The organism is Rhodococcus gordoniae, assembly GCF_001646655.1.
Lineage (GTDB): Bacteria > Actinomycetota > Actinomycetes > Mycobacteriales > Mycobacteriaceae > Rhodococcus > Rhodococcus gordoniae.
In genome coordinates this window covers 14,479-38,584 of record NZ_LPZN01000013.1, presented here as the reverse complement: position 1 = coordinate 38,584, position 24,106 = coordinate 14,479, and the positions used below count along the sequence as shown (strand labels likewise).

Below are 24,106 nucleotides of genomic sequence, written 5' to 3'. Positions count from 1 at the left end.
CCCTCAGAGGACGCTCAGACCGAGCCCGCCGCCGCGCCGCAGGTAGACCGAACCGTAGCGGGCGTCGAGGCGCATCCATGTGGCGGACGCACGGACCCGGACCACCTCGGCAGGGTCGATGCCGGCCGAGTCGACGGTGTCGCGACCGGCACCGGGCACGAAACCCATCGCACCGAGCGCGAACACCATGCGCATCGGCACGCCCACCGTCGTTCCGGCGCCGCTCACCTCGAGAACTTCCTGGGCCAGCAACGACGCCGGGGGTCCCTGCGCACCGTGCTCACGGGTGAGCGCGACACCGCGCTGCGCGAGTTCGACGAGGACTCGCGCCGGCACGTCGTCGACGTGGACGTAACCGTCGTCCGGCGGCAGTGCCCCGCGCCATGCGGAATCCATCGCCCAACCCGGGTCCACCTCGGTGCGGGGTTCGGAGCCGGCGAGGAGCGCGGCCCGCAGCGACTCGGCAGCGACGCAGGTGTCGGCCGGCGCCACGGTTCCGCGGACGACGCGGCCCGCGAGTACCTCGAACCCGGTGTGGGTCCACACGCCGAGCAGCCCGTCGCTGCGGCGGCGCAACCGCACCACGGCGGCCTCGTCGAGACGCGCGGCGCGCGCGAGGAATGCAGCGAGATCGACGCTGTCGTCGGGGCCGTCGAGCCTCAGGAGACGCTCGTCGTGCCGGGCCTCGTCAGTCACGTCGCCACTGTCGCAGGAACTCGCGCTCGGCGTCGGTGAGCCGGCGCAGGCGCTGGGTCTCGATGTCGAACGCCGCGATCTGGGTGGACGCGACCACGGCCGGCGCCGAGTCGACCGGGGCACCGCTCGGCCGCACCTCGTAACCGATCGTGAAGTCGACCGCGCGTACCTTCTCCGTCCACATCAACACGTCGAGCGGACCGTCGTCGTGACGCAACTGCCCTCGGTAGCGGACGTGGAGATCGGCGATGACAGCCCCCTCGCGCAGGTCCCGGGTGGGGCGGCCGTCGGCGAACAACCACGGGATCCGCGCTTCCTCGAGGAGGGTGACCATCCGCGCGTGGTTGATGTGCTGGAAGACGTCCATGTCGGACCACCGCACCATCACCTCGGTGTGGAAACCGAACTGTTCGCCCGCACCGCTCACTCGTTACCTCCGATCGGATGCGCCCGTGCGCACCATGCCCCTGATCTGTCGTGCCGCCACCGACAGGGTGGCGAGGTCCAGACTTCCAGACGCGAAGATCTCGTCGAGCGCCACCCTCGCACGCACGAGTTTGGATCCGTTGGACGACTCCCAGTCCTCGATCATCTCCTCGGTCGATTCGCCGGGTTCGGCGCCGGCCAGCACATCGAGAACGAGTGAACGCAGCGAGCCGTACAGGTCGTCGCGCAGCGCGAGTCGTGCCAGCGAATGCCAGCGGTCGCCCCGTTCGAGGCCGGAGACCGCCGTGAGCAGGCGGTCGACGCCGAGATGCGCGTCGAGGGCGTAGTAGAGGTCGGCGACCTCCGCCTCGTCTCGTTGTTCGATGTCGGCGATGTCGATGACATCGAGCAACGGGAACTGGTCGAGGAGCCGGAAGACGACGCCCGTCAGCTCCTGCGGAGCTCCCCGTTCGAGGAGGGGACGGGTGCGGCGCTCGAAGTCCTCGGCGTGGTGCCCGCGCATCCATTTCCCGACGCGCGGAGCGAGGCGAGCGAAGGCGTCGCGGTACCGGCTGATCTCGGCACCGACGGCGAGGGGTTGCGGCCGCGTGGCGAGCAGGCGACGCGACGCCCGGTCGAGCACGCGGCGGGATTCGAGCAGCAGATCGTCCTCGATGTCGACGGGCAGCCCGGCGGCGCGGATCTCGTCCCACAGCCCCGGCAACCCGAAGACGGCGGTGACGGCGGCGTAGGCGCGGATGGCGTCGGTCGCCGTCGCCCCGGCCTCCTCGGCGAGTCGGTAGACGTAGGTGGGGCCACCGTTGTCGACGGTGGTGTTCGCCAGCAGCGTCGCGACGATCTGCCGGCGCAGCGGATGCGCCCGGATCCCGGTGCGGAACCGCTCACGCAGAGCCGGCGGGAAGTAGTCGTGCAGGATCGCCGCGAAGGTCTCGCTGTCGGGCAGATCCGTGGCGAGCAGGTCGTCGACCAGGGCGAGTTTGACATGAGCGAGGAGCTGCGACAGCTCCGGCGAGGTCAATCCCTCCCCTGCGGCTGCGCGGCGGTCGAACTCGGCCTCGTCGGGCAGCGCCTCGAGGTCGCGGTCGAGTCCCCGATCCAGTTCGAGAGCCGCGAGCAACCTGCGATGCACCCCCAGCAGGGACGGTGCGGCGGCCCGTTCCAGTCCGAGCACGGCGTTCTGCGAGATATTATCGGCGAGAACGAGATCGGCGACGTCGTCGGTCATCGACGCGAGCAGCGGATTGCGGTCCTCCGCCGCGAGCTCACCGGTGGTGACCATGCCGTCGAGCAGGATCTTGATGTTGACCTCGTGGTCGGAACTGTCGACACCGGCCGAGTTGTCGATCGCATCGGTGTTGATCTTGCCGCCGGTGCGGGCGAACTCGATTCGGCCGCGTTGTGTGACACCGAGATTGCCCCCTTCGCCCACGGCCCGGGCGCGCAGGTCGCGGCCGTCGACACGCACGCCGTCGTTGCTCTTGTCTCCCACTTCAGCGTGGGTTTCCGTCGACGCCTTCACATAGGTGCCGACGCCGCCGTTCCACAGGAGGTCGACCGGCGCGCGCAGGATCGTGCGGATCAGTTCGGGCGGTGAGAGTTCGGTGATGTCGTCGGGAAGGTCGAGTACCGCGCGCGCCTCGGGGCCGACGGGCACGGACTTGGCCGTCCGATCCCACACCCCGCCTCCTGCCGAGATGAGCTCTTCCGAGTAGTCCCTCCACGACGACCGGGGCAGCGCGAACAGCCGGCGACGCTCGTCGAACGACCGCTGCGGGTCGGGATCGGGGTCGAGGAAGATGTGACGGTGGTCGAACGCCGCGACGAGCCTGATGTGCCGGCTGAGCAGCATGCCGTTGCCGAAGACGTCGCCGCTCATGTCACCGATGCCGACCACGGTGACATCGTCGGTCTGCGGGTCGGATCCGAGTTCGCGGAAGTGGCGCCGGACGCTCTCCCACGCACCGCGCGCGGTGATGCCCATCTCCTTGTGGTCGTAACCGGCGGAACCACCGGAGGCGAAGGCGTCGCCGAGCCAGTAACCGTATTCCGCCGCAACGGAATTGGCGATGTCGGAGAACGATGCCGTGCCCTTGTCTGCGGCCACCACGAGATACGGGTCGTCCTCGTCGTGGCGCACGACCCGCGGCGGCGGGACCGCTTCGTTGCGGGCCGCGTCGAGGTTGTCGGTGATGTCGAGCAGACCGGCGATGAAGCACCGATAGCACCGTTCGCCGCGCTCCCGGACCGCGCGACGGTCGGCCTCGGCGTCGCCGGTCGGACGCGGAGCGTGCTTGACGACGAACCCGCCCTTCGCTCCCACCGGCACGATCACCGCGTTCTTCACGGCCTGCGCCTTGACCAGACCGAGCACCTCGGTGCGGAAGTCCTCGCGGCGGTCGGACCAGCGCAGACCACCACGGGCAACGGGACCGAACCGCATATGGACACCCTCGACGTCCGGGGCGTAGACGAACACCTCGAAAGCCGGTCGTGGTTGGGGTAGTTCGGCGATGCGCCGCGGATCGAACTTGAGCGACAACGCGCGACCGTCCGGGTGTTCGTTCCCGATTCCGCCGGCCACATGGAAGTTGGTGCGGAGCGTGGCACGGATCAGGGAGAACAATCCCCGGAGGATCCGGTCGGTGGCCAGCGCGGTGACCTCGGCGATCGTCGCGGTGAGTTCGTCGACGATCTCACGTTCGCGTTCGGCGGATGCGCTGTCCGGATCGAAGCGGGCCTCGAACAGTCCGGCGAGCAGGGTCGCGGTGTGCGGGGCACCGAGCAGGACGCCTTCGATATTGTACTGGCTGTACGGGAATTCGGTCTGGCGCAGGTATTTCGCGTACGCCCGTAGCAACACGACCTGTTTCCAGGTGAGCCCGGCGCGCAGCACGAGCTGGTTGAAGCGGTCGGTCTCGACCGCACCCCGCCATGCCACGGTGAAGGTCTCGGTCAGGCGCCCCGCCAGAGTCGGGTCGGCCTCGACGACCTCGGGCTCGATGTCCTCGGGCAGGCAGAGTCCGAAATCGTAGATCCAGCAGTCGATCCCGTCCGAGCGTGGCAAACGGTACGGCCGCTCGTCGACGACCTCGACGCCGAGACTCTGCAACACCGGCAGGATCCGGCCGAGGGTGACGGTCTCGTCCGCCACATACAGGGTGAAGCGCAACGACAGCGGATCGCCGGATCCGGGCCGGTACAGATGCGTGTCGAGATCACCGGAGTCGAGCGCTTCGAGACGCATCAGATCGAACAGAGCGCGTTCGGAGTCGAAGTCCTCCTTGTACGCCTCGGGCACGACCTCGGCATACCGCTGCACCAGCACCGGATCGAGATCACCCGTGACCGCGGCTGCTTCCCCGAGACGGTCAGCCCAGTTGCGGGTCACCTCCGCGAGCATCGCCTGGATGCGCAGACGGTTGTCCTCCGAAGTGTCCACCTCGCGTCGCGCGCGGCCGGAGAACCGGATCGTCACGTGCAGCAACGCCAGGTCACGTTCGGAGACACGGGCGGTGTAGTCGAGCACGCCACCCCCGAACTCGCGCAGCAGGATGTCCTGGATCGCGACGCGCACCTTCGTCGTGTAGCGGTCGCGCGGCAGGTAGACCAGGCACGAGATGTATCGTCCGTAGGTGTCGACGCGGACGAACAACCGCACCTGCCGGCGGATGTCGACCACGGCGCTGACGGTCTCGTAGAGGGTGTCGGTATCCATGGAGAACAGTTCCGCGCGCGGCACGGTCTGCATGATCTCGAGCATCGCCTGACCGCTGTAGGACGACAGGTCGACCCGCGCCCGCGCGACGACCTCACGCACCCGGCGTGACACGACGGGGATGTCGAGGATGTTCTCGTGCAGGGCCGTCACCGTGAGGACGCCGAGGAAACGATCCTCCCCGACCAGCGCGCCGTCGGCGTCGAGCCGGGCGACGCCGACGAAGTACGGATAGACGGACCGGTGCACGGTGGCGGGAAGTGCCCCCTGGGTGAGGACGAGCAGCGGGCGCCGGCCCGTGCCGACCTCACCGGGCAGGTCGAGCGGGTCCCCCACCGCCGCATCGGTGCGCAGCACTCCCCTACCGCTGCCGGACACGGGTGCGGCGCGGACCTTCCCCCCGCCGCCGTCGGGGACGAAGTCGTAGCGCCGGTAGCCGAGGATGGTGAAATTTCCGCCGCTCAACCATCGCAGCAGTGCGGCGGTCTCGGCGAGTTCGTCGGCCGTGTACTGCGTGGGCGGATGGGCGGCCAGGACGTCGAACGCGTCCGCGATGTCGCGCTGCAGGGCGTGCATCGCGTCCGAGTCCGAGGCCACCTGGCGTACGTCGGACAACACACGCCGCAGTCCGTGCTCGATCTCGTCGACCGCCTCGTCGTCGACGGGTCCGCGCAGCTGGATGTGCATCCACGATTCGGGGGATCCGCCGGAGGCACCGCCCCCTTCGTCGGCCAGGCGCTCGAGCTCACCCTCCGCGTTTCGTCGCGCCGCCAGGACGGGGTGGATGACGGCCCCCACCGAGACACCGAGCCGTGAGAGCAGCGCCAGCACCGACTCGACGAGCAGCGGCATGTCGTCGGTGACGATCTGCACGGCGACACCGAGGGTGTCGGTGCGGCGCACGCCGACGACCGCAGTGTCCTCCTCACGGTGACGACCGAGGTGTACGTGCTCGAGCGCGGCTGCGCCGGGGTCGGTCGCGAACTCTCCGGAGCGCTCGTAGATCCGCTCGAGGACGACTTCGGGAGAGACGTCGCCACCCGTCGAACTTTTCTGCGCCACAGCCGGATCGGCCATCGACACCCCTCCTGCTCTGTCGGGCGGATACACCGCGCGCCGCGGACGGACTCGTGATCGAGCCTATCCGCGGCGCGCAGTCGGGGTGCCGGAACCGGCGGGCCGGACAGCAGCGGAGGACCGCTGGGTCAGACGGTAGCGACGATACGGTGCCGGTCGAGCACCGCCCGGACCTCGTCGCTCAACGGCCGGGACGTGTCGGTCGCGGGATCGAAGCCGACGAGCACGGTGTCGGCGACGGCGCACACCACGCCCTCCCTGTCGAGGATCGTCTGGCGCACCGTGAACGAACTGGTGCCGAGACGCAGCACCGCGGTCTCGACCTCGATCGGCGCCGACGAGTCCTTGAGCGGTCGCAGGAACTCGACGTCCATCTTCCGGACGACAACCGCGTCGCGCGACGGCAGCTCGCTCAGGAAGAACTTGATGCGTCCCTCCTGCAGGTACTCGACGACCTTGGCGTTGTTGACGTGCCCCAGCCGGTCGGAGTCGCCCCAGCGCACCTCGATCGGGCACCGGTAGGGCCGGTGACCGTTCGACTCAGTCACGCGTGAGCTTCCGGTGCGTGACACGGTGCGGACGTGCGGCGTCCGCACCGAGGCGCTCGACCTTGTTCGCCTCGTAGGCCTCGAAGTTGCCCTCGAACCAGAACCACTGGCCCTCTGCGACGTTGCCCTCCCACGCCAGGATGTGGGTACAGGTGCGGTCGAGGAACCAGCGGTCGTGGGAGATCACGACGGCGCAGCCCGGGAACTGCTGCAGCGCGTTCTCGAGCGACGACAGGGTCTCGACGTCGAGATCGTTGGTCGGCTCGTCGAGGAGGATCAGGTTGCCGCCCTCCTTGAGCGTGAGCGCCAGGTTGAGGCGGTTGCGCTCACCACCGGAGAGCACACCGGCCGGCTTCTGCTGGTCGGGACCCTTGAAACCGAACGCGCTCACATAGGCGCGCGAGGGCATCTCGTTCTGCCCGACCTCGATGAAGTCGAGACCGTCGGAGACCACCTCGAAGACCGTCTTCTTCGGATCGATGTTCGCGCGGTTCTGGTCGACGTAGCTGAGCTTGACCGTGTCGCCCACCTTGACGGTGCCGCTGTCCGGCTCCTCGAGCCCGACGATCGTCTTGAACAGCGTGGTCTTACCGACACCGTTGGGGCCGATGACACCGACGATGCCGTTGCGCGGCAGCGTGAACGACAGGTCCTTGATCAGGACGCGGCCGTCGAAGCCCTTGTCGAGGTGCTCGACCTCGACAACGACGTTGCCCAGACGCGGCGGCGTCGGGATCTGGATCTCCTCGAAGTCGAGCTTGCGGTGCTTCTCGGCCTCCGCGGCCATCTCCTCGTAGCGGGCCAGACGCGCCTTGTTCTTCGTCTGCCGGGCCTTGGCACCGGAGCGGACCCACTCGAGCTCTTCGCGGAGCCGCTTCTGCAGCTTCTGATCCTTCTTGCCCTGCACCTCGAGGCGCTCGGCCTTCTTCTCCAGGTAGGTGGAGTAGTTGCCCTCGTAGGGGTGCAGCTTGCCGCGGTCGACCTCGCAGATCCACTGCGCGACGTGATCGAGGAAGTACCGGTCGTGGGTGACGGCCAGCACGGCGCCCGGGTAGGACGCGAGGAACTGCTCGAGCCACAGCACCGACTCGGCGTCGAGGTGGTTGGTGGGCTCGTCGAGGAGCAGCAGGTCGGGCTTGCTCAGCAGCAGCTTGCACAGCGCGACACGGCGACGCTCACCACCGGAGAGATGGGTGACGGGCTCGTCCGGCGGAGGGCAGCGCAGCGCATCCATGGCCTGCTCGAGCTGCGAGTCGAGATCCCATGCGTTGGCATGATCGAGCTCCTCCTGGAGCTTGCCCATCTCCTCCATCAGCTCGTCGGAGTAATCGGTGGCCATGAGCTCGGCGATCTCGTTGAACCGATCGAGCTTGACCTTGATCTCGCCGAGACCCTCCTCGACGTTCTCCTTGACCGTCTTCTCCTCGTTGAGGGGCGGCTCCTGCAGGAGGATGCCGACGGTGGCCTCCGGATCGAGGAAGGACTCACCGTTGCTGGGCTGATCGAGCCCGGCCATGATCTTGAGAATCGACGACTTGCCCGCGCCGTTGGGTCCGACGACGCCGATCTTCGCGCCGTGGTAGAAGCTCATGGTGACGTCATCGAGGATGACCTTGTCACCGTGCGCCTTGCGCACCTTCTTCATCGTGTAAATGAACTCCGCCATGACCACCAGCGTATCGGGCGACGGTCGATTACCCACATCGTGCGACCACGGGATGCCCGGGCCGCGCCGGCGTCAGCGCCGCAGCAGGTCGGCGACGAACCCGGTGGTGTCGGGCAGCGACGCGAACATCGTCTCGGAATGCCCTGTCGGATACGTCCGGAACTGCGCGTTCGCGCCCCCGGCCCACAGGTCCCCGATCAGTTCGAACGCGAGCGGCGCGGGCACCGTCGTATCGCGCAGACCCTGCGCGAGGAACAGTGGCCGGTCGTAACCACGGGTCGGCACCGCGACATAGTCGGTGAAGGCGGCGCGGAACCGGTCGTCGCTCAGCGGACGGGCGAGGACCTCACCGATGCCGACCTCGCCGTAGCGGTCCATCAGCTCGTCGTAACAGAGTCGCTCGGCGGCGTCGACCACCTCGCGACCGAGGGGAGTGAGGTATCCGTCGACGTCCAGGGAAGGATCGGCGTCGCGCAGACCCGCGAAGATGTAGGCGGCGAACGCCGTGAGCCCGTCGAGACCGAGATCGGGGAAGCCCGGGAATCCGAGCGGGAACACGTACTCGAGGTTGGACGGCGCGCCCGTCGTGAGCGTCCCGCGGAAGTCCAGTTCGGGCGCGGGGTGCAGACCCGCGTGCCCACCCTGCGACTGCCCGATCACGACCCAACGGTCGGACAACGCCGGCTCGACGGCGCGTCCCGCCCGCACGATGTCGATCACGCTGTTCGCGGCACTCTGCCCGTCCAGATAGCGGTGCAGTCCGTCCGAGCCCAGGCCCGGATAGTCGGCTGCCACCACGGCGTAGCCCTGCCCGAGCCAGTGGTCGAGATAGGCGGTGTCGCGCGGGGTACGCGGCAACCGCGACGGCGCGCACGAATCGTCGAGACCGACCGTGCCGTGGGCCCATGCGACCACGGGCCACCCGCCCTCGGGCGGCGTGCCGGGAGGGACGAACAGTGCCCCGGTCGCTGTGGTCGGGGTGCCGTCGCGCCACTGCGTGGTGTAGGCGAGGACGCGAGCCGAGGACGCCCCGGGCAGGGACGATTCCGGGTCGAGCGGGGCGACCTCGACAACCTTTCCCGGCGCCGGGTTCGCGCCCACCGCGGGAGGTGACACGACGGTCGTCAGCAGTGCCAGAGCACCGGCGAGCAGCAGGGCGGGGACGTGCGTGGTACGGGTCACGCCGAGGACGATACGGACCGTCCGGCCGCGGCGTCCGTATTCGTCCGCTTCGCCGCGGCGCGACAGGATGTGCGTGTCGGATCGGCGCGGCTAGCGGCCTTCGCGGTCGCGGCGCGCCAGCTCGGCGAACATCGCGTTGTGTGCCGCGAGGTCGGCGTCGTCGTCGCGCTCCGCAGCCCGGTCGACGCGACGGGCCGTGCGCCGGTCGGTGCGCGACCACTGGACGAGCAGCGCGAGCATCACGAGTACGAGCGGAATCTCGCCGGCCGACCACGCGATGCTGCCGCCGACCTTCTGATCGGAGAACAGGTCGTAGTTCCACGGCAGGGCCAGGCCACGGTAGTAGCTCTCGGCCATCACCGTGCCCATGCTCATGAGCGTCACACCGAAGAAGGCGTGGAACGGGAGCGAGCCGAAGACCATCGCCAGCTTCGTCACGGGCTGCAGGTCGCGTGGCGACGGGTCGACACCGATCACCACCCAGTAGAACAGGTAGCCGCTCAGCAGGAAGTGCAGGTTCATCAGGACGTGGGCGGTGTGACTGTCGATGAACGCGGTGAAGATCCCTCCGAGATACAACGCGTAGAAACCGCCGACGAACATCACCGATGCCACGATCGGGTGCGTGAAGAAGCGCGACAGCGGGCTGTGGAGGAACTCGAGGATCCATTCGCGCGGGCCGGGAGGGGCGTTGCGTCCGGCCGGCTTGAACGCACGCAGGGCGAGGGTCATCGCCCCGCCGAGCGCCAGAAGTACGGGAGCGAGCATCGACAGGGCCATGTGCGCGCCCATGTGCACGCTGAACATCGCCGGGGAGTACATGCCGACGCCGGAACTGGTGGCGACGAACAGCACGAAGCAGCCCGAGAACCAGGCGATCGACCGGCCGAGCGGCCACGAGTCGCCACGCTTGCGCAGGGTCCACAGACCGACGGCGTAGGCGGCGGCGAGTACGAGTGCGGCAGTGCCGAAGATGAGGTCGAATCGCCATTGCCCGAAGAACAGGCTCACGAAGGACGGGGGTACGTCGAGCTGGTATCCGAGCTCGACCTCCTGGATCGTCGGCACCGAGGGCGGGGGCGGCGGAGGTGTGCGACCGAGTCCGACGGCCAGGCCGATCGTGGCGGCGAGGACGAACGCCTCGGCGACGGTGAACCGGACGAGAGCGGACCGGCTGGTGGGGTCGGCCTCGAGGGCCGGCAGCGCCCGGCGTCGCTGGGCCCAGCCGAAGATGCCGAGCAGGACCAGCGCGACGGTCTTCGCGAGCAGCAACCTGCCGTAGGTGGTGGTCGTCAGGTCGTCGAACGACATGCGGACCGCGGCGTTGATCACGCCGCTGACAGCCATCACGACGAACGCGAGTCCGGCGACGAAGGAGAACCGCCGGGCGGCGACATCGGTGTGCTCCCCTCCCCTCATCGAATGGGCGAGCAGCGCGAACAACCCGCCGGCCCAGACGGACGCCGCGCCGAGGTGCAGCACGAGGCTGTTGGTCGCCATGTCGTGCGAACCGCCCGACGAGGAGTGCCCGGTCAGGGCGATCGGCATGAGGGCGACGAACGACAGCAGCAACAGATACGGCGTCCACGACCAGCGCACTGCGAGTCGGGCCAGCAGCGCGGTGATCAGCGCGAGCACGGTCGTCCAGGCCCAGGCCAGCGCGACCTCCACCTGTCCGAGTGCCGAGAACAGGTTCTCCGGACGGATGGCCTCGCTCAGCGGACTGCCGGAAGTGTCGGACAGGGTCAGCGGCACCATCAGCGCGGCGGTGACCGCCCATACCGTTGCGGCGACACCCGCCGTCCGCACGGCGCGATAGCCGCCGACGTCGAGTACCCCGCTCCGCTGCGGGGGTACGAGGAAGGCGGCGAAGAACAGCGAGCCGATCGTGATGACCGTCGCGATCTCGGAAATCGCGCGCACTGCGGGAAGCCCGTAGGTCGTGAGCGGACCGGGGTCGGGGATACCGAGCAACACCAGAGCCTGGGCAGCGGACAGTCCGACCGCGAACGCCGCGACGATCGCTGCGAGGAGGCCGAAGAGAATCAGCAGTGCCGGCGGGTTTCCCCTCATGGGGGCGGGCGCCGGAAGCTGCGCGGGAGACGCGAGCTCGGATGTTGCCATGACTACCAGGGTAGGACGTCCACGCCATGACCTACGACACGCCGTCGGAGTCCCCCGTCCCCCGTATCCGTGGACGTGACGACGTCGACGGCGTGCTGCAGGGCCACGAGTGTGTCGGCCGCCACCATCGCGTCGCAGTGTGGAAGCGCGGCGGACATCGACCCGGTCGAGGGCATGAAACCGGACTGCCCGGCCCGGGGGTTGAGCCACACCAGCCGGTGCGCGCGACGCCGGATCCTGGCCAGGACGTGGGCGAGTTCGGTGGGATCGTCGCTGTCCCAACCGTCGGACGCGACGACGACGATCGCTCCGCGCATCAGGTGTCCGTGACGCGAGGCGACCACCTCGGCGAGCGAACCGGCGATGCGGGTGCCTCCGAACCGCGTCCGTACCCGCTCGTTGGCGACGTCGATCGCCTGGTCGACCGACCGGTGCCGGAGCACGGGTGTCAGACGCGCAGCTGTGGTGGAGAACACGAAGACCTCGGCCGTTCCGGTGTGCGCGAGCGCACGCACGAGATGCAGATACACCCCGATGTGGGGACGCATGGAACGGCTGACATCGCAGAACACGACGATCTGCCGCCGGCGTCGACCCGGTCGCGTGCGGATCAGGCGGAGCGGCTCGAACCCCGTGCCGCGGGAGGCGGCGATGCTCGCGCGGATGTCGACGCGTCCGGTACGGCCTTCGACCCGACGGCGGGTGCGGCGGATCGCCCAGCGCGCTCCGGCCGCCTCGATCCATGTCTCGAGGAGTGCGAGTTGCGCCGGGTCGAGGTCGTCGAACCGCTGATCGGCGATCTCGGCCAGTGCGCTCGCCACCTCGCGCCCCGGGCGGCCGGGTGCCCGCTCCCCCTCTGTGGATTCGACGATCGTCCTGGTGACCCATGGAACGTCGTGTCCGGAAGTGGGAACCCCGCTGGGCCGGCGGGGTCCGTCCGGTGTCGACGCCCCCGGCGCGCCTTCGTCCTCGGGTCCCGTGCGACGGGCGTGCGGGTCGAGCGGAACTGGCGCCTCGCCGAACACCCGGTCGAAGACCGTATCGAAGGTGGACAGGCTCTCGTACCGGTCGACGAGGGTGAGCCGCGCGGTCCAGTACAACCGAGTCCGGGTGGTCGGCGGACACGCACGCAGGCCGCGCGTGAAGGTCGCCGCTCCGTCCGCCGGGACCACGATCCCGGCGGACCTGAGCCGGTCGACCAACGCGACTGTGAAGGCGGCGTGATCGACCCCGGGGAGCAGCCCGGCGCTCATTACACTTCGGTGGAGACGAAGCGGGTCAGCGCCTCCCCCAGCGCGTCGCCGTCGTCGGGGGTCTTCGCCAGTGCCGCGAGCGACATTGCCGCTTCGGGCCGGACGAGGTCGGTGACACCGAGTGCGGCGAGGGCCGATACCCAGTCGATGGTCTCCGCGATTCCGGGTGCCTTGTCGAGATCGAGTCCGCGGGCCACCGCGACGAAATCCGTGGCACGTTCGACGAGCGCGATGTTCGCCGATGGCACCGTGCGACGCAGGATCGCCACCGCCCGGGCGCGGTCGGGGTAGTCGATCCAGTGGTACAGGCAACGTCGCCGCAGTGCGTCGTGCAGGTCGCGGCTCCGATTCGAGGTCAGCACGACAACGGGTGGGCGGGTCGCGGTGAGGGTGCCGAGCTCGGGAACGGTGACAGCGAACTCTCCCAGGAATTCGAGCAGCAACGCCTCGAATTCGTCGTCGGCACGGTCGATCTCGTCGACGAGCAGAACGGCGGGTGTGTCGCCGCGGTGGCGGACGCAGCGCAGGATGGGGCGTTCGAGGAGGTATTCCTCGGAGTACAGGTCGGCTTCGGCGGGAACGTCGCCGCGCGCTTCGGCGAGCCGGATCGCGAGCAACTGGCGTTGGTAGTTCCAGTCGTAGAGGGCCTCGGCGACCGACAGTCCCTCGTAGCACTGCAACCGGATCAGCGGGCTGCCGAGGATCTGCGCGAGCACCTTGGCGGCAGTGGTCTTGCCGACCCCCGGTTCGCCCTCGAGCAACAGCGGTCGCCCCAATGCGACGGCGAGGTGGATCGCGGCGGCGGTGCCCTGATCGAGCAGGTGATCGTGGCTGTCGAATCTGGCCACCACGTCGTCGACGCCGGTGAAGATGCCCGGAGAGGACGGGTCGGTCACGCGACGTCGTCCTTCTCGAAGCGGCTGCGGCAACCCGGGCAGCAGAACCACATCGTCCGGCCCGCAACGACGAGGTGCGGGGTGGACTCGGTGATCGTGACGGTCATCCCGCACACCGGGTCGACGGCCGTCTGCGGCTTCGACTCCGCCTCCCTCGGCACCTCGACGCGTCGACAACTCTCCTCGGAGGGGCGGGTGAGGCCGCCGCTGCGCGCGACTCGCACGATGTCGGCCACGATCGACAGTCCGATCTCCGCGGGGGTGCGGGCACCGATATCGAGCCCGACCGGGGTGTGCACGTGGGCACGCTCGTCGTCGGTCGGATCCACCTCGTCGAGCACCGCGGCGCCACGGGTGTGACTGGCGACCAGACCGATATAGCGGCTTCCGGCGTCGAGCGCCGCGCGGATCACACTCCCCTCGTCGCCTCCGTGACTCGCGACGATCACCACCGAAGCCTCGGCGGGCACGCGCGTCCCGCGGATCCGTTCCACCGAGTAGTCGACGCGCCGCGCGAAGTCGCTCACGGCGTCGGCCACGGGCGAGTCCCCGAAGACGGCCACCACGAGCGCAGGCATCCGCGGCTCGAGAAAGATCTCGGTGGCCCCACCGGACATGCACGGGTTGACCGCGATCGTCGCCCCCGGAGTGTCGGGGAACTCGGCGGCTCCGGCCGGCAGCACCCGTAGGAGCATGCTCTCCCCTCGCTCGAGCACCGTGCGGGACATTTCGCGCACCGAGTTCTCGGTGCACTGTCCGCCCACGAACCCCTCGATCGTGCCGTCGGCGTGGACGAGCGCCCGGTCGCCCGAGTGCGCGGACGTCGGCGGTTGTGCCCGTACAACGGTCGCTTCCACGAACGGGCGGCGTTCGCTGCGCAACTGTGCTGCCCGCACCGCAAGGTCCATGTCCTCGTACTCCGCTCGTTCCACTCGAATCCTTCTGTCGCGTCGCTCAGATCGGCGGGGTCGCGCGACCCTGCATGGCTTCCCACACCCGCGACGGTGTCAACGGCATGTCGGCGTGCCGGACGCCGAGGGGTTTCAACGCATCGACCACGGCGTTGACGATCGCGGGTGGGGAACCGACCGTGGCGGATTCGCCGATGCCCTTCGCGCCGATCGGGTGATGCGGTGACGGGGTGACGGTGAACGCCGTCTCGAGCGTGGGTACCTCGAGGGCGGTGGGGATCAGGTAGTCCATGAACGACCCGCCCAGGCACGTTCCGTTCTCGTCGAACGCGATCATCTCCATCAGGGCCATGCCGATCCCGTCGACGATGCCACCGTGCACCTGCCCTTCGATGATCATCGGGTTGATGCGGGTGCCGCAGTCGTCCACGGCCAGGAACCGGCGGATCTTCACCTCCGCGGTGCCGGGATCGACGTCGACGACACAGAAATAGGCGCCGTAGGGATAGGTCAGGTTCTCGGGGTTATAGCAGATCTGCGCCTCGAGACCGCCTTCGAGACCTTCGGGCAGATCGCCGGCGCCGTGGGCCCGCATCGCGATGTCCTGGATCGTGACCGCCGCCGCCGGGTCGCCCTTGACCCGGAAGGTGCCCTTCTCCCATTCGAGATCGGCGACGGAGACCTCGAGCATGCCCGATGCGATGATCTTCGCCTTGTCGCGCACCTTGCGGGCGACCAGCGCGGCGGCCGCGCCGGACACCGGTGTCGAGCGGCTTCCGTAGGTGCCGAGTCCGAAGGGGGTGTTGTCGGTGTCGCCGTGGACGACGTCGATGTCGTCGGGCGGGATGCCGATCTCCTCCGCGACGATCTGCGCGAAGGTCGTCTCGTGTCCTTGCCCCTGGGACTGCACCGACAGCCTCACCACGGCCTTACCGGTGGGATGGACGCGCAGTTCGCAGCCGTCGGCCATGCCGAGACCGAGGATGTCCATGTCCTTGCGCGGCCCCGCGCCGACGGCCTCGGTGAAGAACGACATGCCGATGCCCATCAGTTCGCCCCGTGCGCGGCGTTCGGCCTGTTCGCGCCGCAGATCCTCGTATCCGACGAGGTTCATGGCCTTGCGCATGGTGGTCTCGTAGTCGCCGGAGTCGTACTTCCAGCCGGTCTTGCTCGTGTACGGGAACTGTTCGGGGCGCAGAAGGTTCTTCAGTCGTAGTTCGGCCGGGTCCATATCGAGGTCGTAGGCCAGACAATCGACGAGCCGTTCGACGAAGTACACGGCTTCGGTGATGCGGAACGAGCACGCGTAGGCGACACCGCCGGGTGCCTTGTTGGTGTAGACCGCGGTCATGTGGGAGTACGCGGCCTCGATGTCGTAACTGCCGGTGAACACCCCGAAGAAGCCGGCCGGATATTTCACCGGGGCCGCGGTGGCGTTGAACGCGCCGTGGTCGGCGAGGACACGGGACCGGATGGCGAGGATGCGGCCTTCCTTCGTCGCCGCGATCTCCCCGATCATGATGTAGTCGCGCGCGAAGCCGGTACTCATGAGGTTCTCGCTGCGGTCCTCCATCCACTTGACGGGCCGTCCGGTGACCAGCGACGCGACGATCGCCCCGACGTAACCGGGGTAGATGGGCACCTTGTTGCCGAATCCACCGCCGATGTCGGGCGAGATGACGCGGATCTTGTGTTCGGGCAGACCCGCGACCAGTGCGTACAGCGTGCGATGGGCGTGCGGGGCCTGTGTGGTGGACCAGAGCGTCAGCTTTCCGGAGATCCGGTCGTAATCGGCGACCGCACCGCACGTTTCCATGGGCGCCGGGTGCACCCGCGGATAGACGATCTCCTGCCGGGTGACGACGTCGGCCTTCGCGAAGACCGCGTCGGTGGCCGCCGCATCGCCGGTTTCCCAGTCGAAGCAATGGTTGTCGGTCTTCCCGTCGAGATCGGTCCGGATCACCGGTGCCTCGGGCGACAGGGCCGTGCGCACATCGACGACCGGGTCGAGCATCTCGTAGTCGACGTCGATCAGTTCGAGGGCGTCGCGCGCCGAATAGTGGTCGTCGGCGACGACGAACGCGACCTCCTGGCCGTGGAAGCGCACCTTGTCGGTGGCGAGCACGGCCTGCACGTCGTTCGACAGTGTCGGCATCCACGCCAGGCCCTTCTCGGCCAGGTCGGCGCCCGTGATCACCGCCCGCACCTTCGAGTGTGCGAGGGCGGCGGACGTATCGATGCTGTTGATCCGCGCATGCGCGACCGGCGATCGGAGCACTGCGAGATGCAGCATGCCGGGCAGCCTGACATCGTCGACGTAGGTGCCGCGGCCGCGCACGAAGCGCGGGTCCTCCTTGCGCAGCATGCGGCCGTGTCCACACGGCGTGCGATCGTTGTCCTGTTCCTCCGGGCGCATGTCCGGTTCGACCGCGGTCATCACGACACCTCCGTGGGCTGTGAGGTCGAGGAGTGTTCGGCGGCCCACCGGACCGACCGGACGATGGTGGTGTAGCCGGTGCAGCGGCAGATCTGCCCGGAGATCGCCTCGCGGATCGTCGCGTCGTCGGGGTCGGGATCGCGATCGAGCAGCGCCCGGGCGGTGATCATCATTCCCGGGGTGCAGAAGCCGCACTGCAGCCCGTGGCAGCGCACGAATCCTTCCTGCACCGGGTCGAGGACGCCGTCGCGTTCGAGTCCTTCGACGGTGAGCACCTCGTGGCCGGCGACCATGACCGCCAGGGTGGTGCACGACTTCACCGGTTCGCCGTCCACGGAGACGACGCACGTTCCGCAATTGCTCGTGTCGCATCCCCAGTGGGTTCCGGTCAGACCGAGGTGGTCTCGCAGGAAATGCACGAGCAGAGTTCGAGGTTCGACGTCGGCGGTGACGTTCTCGCCGTTGACTGTCATCGAGATCTGCATCGGATCACACCCTTTCGGTGGCGCCGAGACGTTCGGCGGCTCGGCGCAGGGCACGCACCGTCAACTCGGACGCGAGGTGACGTTTGTAGGCGGCGGTGCCACGCTGGTCGGTCTCGGGATCGCAGGCCCGCGCGGCTGCGGCGCCGGCCTCTCGGAACAGGTCGTCGGACGGTGGCGCACCCCGCAGCAGGTCGGTGATCGCCGACAACGCCTCGTCGTCGCCGCGCACGGCCGTCAGCCCGACCCGTGCGTCGGTGATCCGTCCTCCCGACGTCCACAGCGCGACACCCGCGGCGGCCACCGCCCAGTCGCCGGTGCGACGCTCGACCTTCTCGTACGCACTGGCCCCGGTGCCCTTCCTCGGCAGCCGCACCTCGACGAGCAGTTCGTTCGGGGCGACCGCCGTCTCGTAGGGGCCGAGATGGAAGTCGTGGAAATCGAGCTCGCGCACCCCGCCCGGTCCGCGTACGACACAGGTCGCGCCGAGCACTGCACACACGGTGGACAGATCCTCGGCAGGATCTGCCTGACACAACGACCCACCGAGCGTTCCACGATTGCGGACGACGGGATCGGCGATCACTCGCTCGGCATCGCGGAAGATCGGGAAGATCTCGGCGAGTTCGTCGGATTCGAGAAGCCGGCGGTGCCGGACCAGGGCACCGAGGCGCACGGACCCGGGTTCGAACACGATGTGATCGAGTTCGTCCGCGAGATCGTTGATGTCGATCAAGTACTCCGGATTCGCGAGTCGAAGTTTCATCATCGGCAGCAGACTGTGTCCGCCGGCGACGACCCGGGCCCCCTCTCCGTGCCGGTCGAGCAACTCGACGGCGTGATCCACTCCGGTGGCACGCTCGTACTCGAATGGGCCAGGAACCTGCATGAAGAACTCCCGCCATCAGGTGGCGCGGACCGGCTTTCCCCCACCGGCCGCCCACGATTCCCCCTTGGTGCGCCCATAGTAGACCCGAGTCGAGATCGATGCGACGAAACGGGCGAATCGGAATCGAATCGTTCTCTTGCGGTCGACGGTGTGTGCCGTAACGCCGCCCTCGTCCGGAGTCCTCGGCGGCGCGAGCGGATAGCGTGGAAGGAGCCGACCGGCGGACCCGACGGGAGCACCACGCATATCCATGGACGTGATCAACGAATTCATCATCGGCCAGGCCGCGGCCCTCTGGGTCTATCCGTTGGTCTTCGCCGTGTGCATCCTCGACGGCTTCTTCCCTCCGGTGCCCAGCGAGACCGTCCTGGTGACCCTGGCGTCCCTCTCGGGCTCGACCGGACTTCCCCACCTGTGGATCGTCGTCGTGCTCGCGGCGCTCGGCGCGATCATCGGCGACAACATCGCCTACACGATCGGACGGAAGGTCGGCACGGACCGGTTCCGGTGGATGCGCCGCCCGAAGGCACGAGCCGCTTTCGCGTGGGCGCGGCACGGACTCGACAAGCGCGGCGCGGCAGTGATCCTCACGGCCCGCTACATCCCGATCGGCCGGATCGCTGTGAACATGACGGCCGGAGCGACCCGCTACCCACGGCAGAAGTTCGTGCCCCTCACGATCCTGGGCGGTACGACCTGGGCGCTGTACTCGGCGCTGGTGGGCCGTCTCGTCGGGGGCTGGTTCGAATCGCAACCGTTGTTGGGTGCGGCCGTGTCCATCTGCGTCGCGGTGGTCCTGGGGGTCGGAATCGATCACCTCGTCCAGCGGTTCAAGACCGGGGATGTGGACGTCCCCGGGGGCGAATCGAGCACCGGCGACGACCGCGGCACAGCACTCGAGCGATGACCCGCCGACGGTGAGGGTGCGTGCACCCGCTGCCGACGGCACCCGCTAAGATTCTGGCCGCGCCTCCGTAGCTCAGCTGGATAGAGCAAGAGCCTTCTAATCTCTAGGTCGCAGGTTCGAGTCCTGCCGGGGGCACCTCCCACCGCCGGCGGATCATTCGCGGCGGGGTCGCGCATCCTACTTCCGAAACGGGCAATTCGCTCTTTTCACACGCCGCTCCGGCCGTGTGTTTCTCATCCCACCTCGGTGCTGGGTTAACACATGCTAAGGACCACGTCCTATAGTTCTCGTCGTAAATCGCGTGTTACAGAATCCTCACAGAGTCAGGTAGGTGGGCGTGTCGACATCGGACCGCATCGAAGAGATCTACGAGCAGGTCAAGGCCCGCAACGCAGGTGAACCCGAATTCCACCAGGCTGCAGCCGAAGTGTTCGAGTCTCTGCATGTCGTGCTCGAGCGGCACCCCGGATACTTCGAATCCGGCCTGATCGAGCGCCTGTGCGAGCCCGAACGGCAGATCATCTTCCGTGTGCCGTGGATCGACGACCAGGGCAACGTCCACGTCAACCGTGGCTTCCGCGTGCAGTACAACAGCGTTCTCGGCCCCTACAAGGGCGGCCTGCGCTTCCATCCGAGCGTGAACCTCGGCATCGTCAAGTTTCTCGGCTTCGAGCAGATCTTCAAGAACGCTCTCACCGGCCTGCCCATCGGCGGCGGCAAGGGTGGCTCGGACTTCGATCCCAAGGGTCGCTCCGAGCAGGAGATCATGCGCTTCTGCCAGTCGTTCATGACCGAGCTGCACCGCCACATCGGCGAGTACACCGACGTCCCGGCCGGTGACATCGGTGTCGGTGGCCGCGAGATCGGCTACCTGTTCGGCCAGTACAAGCGCCTCACCAACTCCTACGAGTCCGGCGTGCTCACCGGCAAGGGCCTCACCTGGGGCGGTTCGCAGGTGCGCAAGGAGGCCACCGGTTACGGCGCGGCCTACTTCGTCAACGAGATGGCCAAGACCGCGGGAACCTCGCTCGAAGGTCGCACCGCCGTCGTCTCGGGTTCCGGCAACGTCGCGATCTATGCCATCGAGAAGATCCACCAGCTCGGTGGCACCGCGATCGCCTGCTCCGACTCCTCCGGTTACATCGTCGACCGCAAGGGCCTCGACGTCGCTCTCCTCAAGGAGATCAAGGAAGTCCGGCGCGGACGCATCTCCGAGTACGTCGACGAGCGCGGCGACGCCGAGTTCTTCCCCGGTGGCAACATCTGGAACGTGCCGTGCGACGTCGCACTGCCGTGCGCCACGCAGAACGAACTCGACGAGGACTCGGCGAAGACTCTCGTCAACAACGGCGTGAAGATCGTCGCCGAGGGCGCCAACATGCCCACCACTCCGGGTGGCATCAGCGTCTTCCGCGACGCCGGAGTCGCCTTCGCGCCCGGCAAGGCCGCCAACGCCGGTGGTGTGGCGACCTCGGCACTGGAGATGCAGCAGAACGCCTCGCGCGATTCGTGGCACTTCGACTACACCGACGAGCGTCTCGCCGGCATCATGGCCGACATCCACGGCCGCTGCGTCGAGACCGCCGCCGAGTACGGCAAGCCGGGCGACTACATCCACGGCGCCAACATCGCCGGCTTCGTGAAGGTCGCCGACGCGATGTTCGCACTGGGCGTCATCTGACGACCCACTTCTCACACCCGAGTGCGGGTACCGACGAGGTCGGTACCCGCACTTCGTGTTTCGACACACTTCGTGGTCGGGTGCACGTCACCTCGCGCATCCGCGCAGAACGGGACCCGACCGCCCCGACAGTCGGTGCCGCCCTAGTGGACGATCTCGCGACGGTCGTCGGGGAGCCGTCGCGTACGGCCCGCCTTGTCGAGCCGGTCGAGCAGCGGCAGGACCACCCGCCGTGTCGTTCCCAGCCGCTCGCGTGCCGCACTGGTCGTGAAGGGCTGTTCCAGCTCTCCCAGCAACTCGACGGCAGCATCGGCGGCGTCGGGTAGCAGGACGATGCCCGGACCGACCCGCCACAGTCGTCCGCTGCGCTCGGCCGCGCCCAGTGCACGGTCGTCGAGGCCGAGTTCGCGGAGTCGATCGGCGGTCGGAGCCGCGAACGGGGCGGCCGACAGGTCGCGGCGCACCTGCTCGACGGCCTTGCGGATCTTCGTCGGCAGACCGTCGGCTCCCGGAGCGATCACCCGTCCCCCTACGACTTCGAGAGGCGGCCGTACCAGCGCACGCACGAGGTCGGGAGTGGGAAGCCGCAACTGCGATGCCAGCACGGCCAACGGTGCCGCCGGGTCCAGGGGATGAGCGCGAGCGTGTGCCTGCACGAGGGCGGGCAGCCGATCGGTGACCGCTCGCGCGAGGCCGGGTGCGACGAGCCACGGACCCACCACCAGGTGATCTCCCTCCTCGAGAGGGATGCCCAACTGACGCAACCGCTGACGGTGCAGGATTCCGCGGCGGGCGAGTTCGTCGGCCAAGTTCGGCGTACCGTCGGCACCCGCGAGTTGCCGGGCACGGCGTGCCGCGGCACCACGCCGCCGGAAGCGGGGCGGGTCCGGATCGAGAACGTCGGCCCGCCAGATCGTGCGGCGACCCGGATCGCGCAGCAGCGCGCGGTCGCCGATCCGCAGGGGCAGCGGGCGATCGAGAGTGAGCCGGACGAGATCGCCCGCCAGCGGACGACAGTGGACGCCGACGTCGGCAGCACCGATGTGGAGAACTGGGGCGACGGGAGGCCGGTCCTCGCCGCTGATCCGCACGTCGACGACGGACGTGTGGTGCCACGCACCGGGCGTCACGAGCACACTGCCCCGCCCCAGGTCGTCGATCCGGCCGGTGAGATTGAGGGCCACCCGGGCCACGCCGCTCACCGCGGTCCGGTCGCGCCCGAGTGCCTGCACGCCACGGACCCGCAGCGGTGCGCTGCCGAGTGCGAGGGTGTCGCCGACCCGGACCGTGCCGGCGGGAAGCGTTCCGGTGACGACGGTTCCGGACCCGCGCACGGTGAACCGGCGGTCCACCCAGAGCCGGACATCGCCGTGCGGATCCGGATCCGGGAGCGCGGCGACCATCGTCGTCAACGCGGCCCTGAGATCGTCGAGGCCCATCCCGGTGCGTCCGCTCACAGCGACGACGGGCGCCCCCGCCAGGCTCGTGCGGGCGACCTCCGCCGCGGCCCGCGCGGCTGCGGGACCCGGGTCGGCGAGATCGGCGCGGGTCACCGCGACGACCGCGTGGCGCACGCCGAGCGCGTCGAGCGCCGCGAGATGTTCGGCTGCTTGGGGCATCCACGGATCGTCGGCGGCCACCACGAACAGCGCGGCCGGGACCGATCCCACCCCGGAGAGCATCGTCGTCAGGAAACGCTCGTGTCCGGGGACGTCGACGAAGGCGACCTCCCCCACTCCGGGCCAGGACGTCCAGCAGTAGCCGAGCTCGATGGTCAGTCCTCGCCGCCGTTCCTCGGCGAGCCGATCCGGATTCGCGCCGGTGAGCGCTTCGACCAGCGTCGACTTGCCGTGGTCGACATGACCGGCGGTCGCGACGACGTGCATCAGCGTCCTTCGCGGCGGGCCACACGCGTCACGGCGCCGATCAGATCGCGGTCCTCACCGGGGTCGACGGCGAGCAGGTCGAGCAGCAACCTGCCCCGTTCCACACGGCCGACGACCGGGTGTTCGCCGAGACGCAACGGCACGGCGAAGTGTTCGGGCAGCGCGATCGCCACGCTCGGCAGGGTCACATCCGGGGCGCCGCCACCACCGACGACGCCGTCGGAGTCGACCACCTCGGGCTCGCACTCGGCAGGCAGCGCAGCGCAGATCGCCCGGGCACGGGCGCGAAGGTCCTCCGGCCGCGTGGCCAGTGCTGCCGCGACGGGAGGCGCCGGTCCCGTCAGGGTCGCTTCCAGCGCGGCGAGGGTGAGCTTGTCGACGCGTAATGCCCGTGCGAACGGATCGCGGCGCAGGCGTTCCACCAGCTCGGCCCGTCCGAGCAGCAGCCCCGCCTGCGGACCACCCAGCAGCTTGTCGCCCGAAGCCGTGACCAGGTCGGCGCCGGCGCGCAGGGCACTGGTGGCGTCGGGCTCGTTCGGCAGGCGTGGATGCGGTGCGAGCAGTCCCGACCCGATGTCGACCACGACGGGCGGACCGAGCCCCGTGAGTTCGCGGACCGAGACGGACGACGTGAAGCCGGTGACCGTGAAGTTCGACGGATGCACCTTGAGGACGAAGGCGGTGTCGTCGTCGACGGCCGCGGCGTAGTCGCTCAGGCGGACACGGTTGGTGGTACCGACCTCCCGCAGTGCGGCACCGACCGATTCCAGCAGTTCCGGGATCCGGAAGCCGTCGCCGATCTCGACCAGTTCGCCCCGCGCGATCACGATCGAGCGGCCCCCGCGCGCAAGCACCCGCGTGGCCAGAGCGAGAGCGGCGGCACCGTTGTTGACCACGTGGACGCCTCCGGCATCCGGTACCTGCTCGGCGAGCGCCTCGAGAGCGCCGCGGCCGCGCCGCCCGCGCCTGCCGGTGGCCAGATCGAGCTCGACATCGGTCGCGCCCGCCGCGGTCGTCACGGCTTCGACCGCCGCGCGGGAGAGGGGGGCGCGGCCGAGATTGGTGTGCACCACCACGCCGGTCGCGTTGAGGACGCGACGCAGGGTGGCCGCCTGTTGCGGCAACGATTCGGCTGCGACGTCGGCGACGGCCCCCGGCTCGATCTCTCCGTCGCGGCACCGCTGCTGGGCCGCGACCACGGTCTGCTTGACCAGACGGGAGCCGAGCCGGTCGACGGCTTCGCGCAGGCGCGGATCGGCCAGGACCTGGTCGGTGCGGGGAACATCCCGTCGCGGATCCGGCACGCGCC

The 24,106-nt window shown here is 68.9% G+C and carries 17 protein-coding genes and 1 tRNA gene; 3 read left to right on the top strand and 15 right to left on the bottom strand.

Annotation, left to right across the window (positions count from 1 at the left end; translation table 11 throughout):
* Positions 1–3 precede the first annotated feature (3 nt).
* From A8G18_RS07060 to A8G18_RS07000, 13 genes are all read right to left on the bottom strand, one after another.
* Complete coding sequence (locus A8G18_RS07060; RefSeq protein ID WP_064063307.1) at positions 4–696, bottom strand: DUF8185 domain-containing protein; 693 nt, start codon at positions 694–696, stop codon at positions 4–6.
* On the bottom strand, positions 689–1,123 hold the full coding sequence (locus A8G18_RS07055; protein WP_064063306.1) for an acyl-CoA thioesterase: 435 nt from the start codon (positions 1,121–1,123) through the stop codon (positions 689–691). The genes A8G18_RS07060 and A8G18_RS07055 overlap by 8 nt, the downstream gene beginning before the upstream one ends.
* A gap of 3 nt (positions 1,124–1,126) precedes the next feature.
* The gene (locus A8G18_RS07050) at positions 1,127–5,935 is read right to left on the bottom strand and encodes an NAD-glutamate dehydrogenase (RefSeq protein ID WP_064063400.1); all 4,809 of its coding nucleotides are present in this window, start codon (positions 5,933–5,935) and stop codon (positions 1,127–1,129) included.
* 128 nt (positions 5,936–6,063) lie between these two features.
* Entirely contained in the window at positions 6,064–6,483 is a 420-nt protein-coding gene (locus A8G18_RS07045; RefSeq protein ID WP_064063305.1) for an acyl-CoA thioesterase, read from the bottom strand.
* The gene (gene ettA, locus A8G18_RS07040) at positions 6,476–8,149 is read right to left on the bottom strand and encodes an energy-dependent translational throttle protein EttA (protein ID WP_026002935.1); all 1,674 of its coding nucleotides are present in this window, start codon (positions 8,147–8,149) and stop codon (positions 6,476–6,478) included. The genes A8G18_RS07045 and ettA overlap by 8 nt, the downstream gene beginning before the upstream one ends.
* 72 nt (positions 8,150–8,221) lie before the next feature.
* Positions 8,222–9,331 carry a lipase family protein gene (locus A8G18_RS07035; RefSeq protein ID WP_425337692.1) on the bottom strand — a complete coding sequence of 370 codons (1,110 nt, stop codon included), beginning with the start codon at positions 9,329–9,331 and terminating at the stop codon, positions 8,222–8,224.
* A 90-nt stretch (positions 9,332–9,421) separates the two neighbouring features.
* On the bottom strand, positions 9,422–11,455 hold the full coding sequence (locus A8G18_RS07030; protein ID WP_064063303.1) for a bifunctional copper resistance protein CopD/cytochrome c oxidase assembly protein: 2,034 nt from the start codon (positions 11,453–11,455) through the stop codon (positions 9,422–9,424).
* A 2-nt stretch (positions 11,456–11,457) separates the two neighbouring features.
* Positions 11,458–12,708, bottom strand: a complete 1,251-nt coding sequence (locus A8G18_RS07025; protein WP_064063302.1) for a vWA domain-containing protein — start codon at positions 12,706–12,708, stop codon at positions 11,458–11,460.
* Positions 12,708–13,604 carry an AAA family ATPase gene (locus A8G18_RS07020; RefSeq protein WP_064063301.1) on the bottom strand — a complete coding sequence of 299 codons (897 nt, stop codon included), beginning with the start codon at positions 13,602–13,604 and terminating at the stop codon, positions 12,708–12,710. The genes A8G18_RS07025 and A8G18_RS07020 overlap by 1 nt, the downstream gene beginning before the upstream one ends.
* On the bottom strand, positions 13,601–14,512 hold the full coding sequence (locus A8G18_RS07015) for an XdhC family protein (protein ID WP_064063399.1): 912 nt from the start codon (positions 14,510–14,512) through the stop codon (positions 13,601–13,603). Before A8G18_RS07015 ends, A8G18_RS07020 begins: the two co-directional genes overlap by 4 nt.
* 46 nt (positions 14,513–14,558) lie before the next feature.
* Positions 14,559–16,952, bottom strand: a complete 2,394-nt coding sequence (locus A8G18_RS07010; protein ID WP_064063300.1) for an aerobic carbon-monoxide dehydrogenase large subunit — start codon at positions 16,950–16,952, stop codon at positions 14,559–14,561.
* A complete protein-coding gene (locus A8G18_RS07005; protein ID WP_064063299.1) occupies positions 16,952–17,437 on the bottom strand; it encodes a (2Fe-2S)-binding protein in 486 nt (161 codons plus the stop codon). Before A8G18_RS07005 ends, A8G18_RS07010 begins: the two co-directional genes overlap by 1 nt.
* Positions 17,438–17,441: 4 nt before the next feature.
* Positions 17,442–18,323, bottom strand: a complete 882-nt coding sequence (locus A8G18_RS07000; RefSeq protein WP_064063298.1) for an FAD binding domain-containing protein — start codon at positions 18,321–18,323, stop codon at positions 17,442–17,444.
* Positions 18,324–18,573: 250 nt separating this feature from the next.
* Here A8G18_RS07000 and A8G18_RS06990 point away from each other — a divergent pair, with 250 nt between their 5' ends.
* The 3 genes from A8G18_RS06990 to gdhA all read left to right on the top strand — a co-directional run bounded on the left by A8G18_RS06990 (position 18,574) and on the right by gdhA (position 20,911).
* The gene (locus A8G18_RS06990) at positions 18,574–19,230 is read left to right on the top strand and encodes a DedA family protein (RefSeq protein ID WP_064063296.1); all 657 of its coding nucleotides are present in this window, start codon (positions 18,574–18,576) and stop codon (positions 19,228–19,230) included.
* Between the two features lie 61 nt (positions 19,231–19,291).
* Positions 19,292–19,365: transfer RNA gene (locus A8G18_RS06985), tRNA-Arg, on the top strand.
* 202 nt (positions 19,366–19,567) lie between these two features.
* Positions 19,568–20,911, top strand: a complete 1,344-nt coding sequence (gdhA, locus tag A8G18_RS06980) for an NADP-specific glutamate dehydrogenase (protein ID WP_024100550.1) — start codon at positions 19,568–19,570, stop codon at positions 20,909–20,911.
* 143 nt (positions 20,912–21,054) lie between these two features.
* On the opposite strand, the gene A8G18_RS06975 is transcribed toward gdhA, so the two are convergent.
* A complete protein-coding gene (locus A8G18_RS06975) occupies positions 21,055–22,797 on the bottom strand; it encodes a selenocysteine-specific translation elongation factor (protein ID WP_064063295.1) in 1,743 nt (580 codons plus the stop codon).
* On the bottom strand, positions 22,797–24,101 hold the full coding sequence (selA, locus tag A8G18_RS06970; RefSeq protein WP_064063294.1) for an L-seryl-tRNA(Sec) selenium transferase: 1,305 nt from the start codon (positions 24,099–24,101) through the stop codon (positions 22,797–22,799). The genes A8G18_RS06975 and selA overlap by 1 nt, the downstream gene beginning before the upstream one ends.
* Positions 24,102–24,106 lie beyond the last annotated feature (5 nt).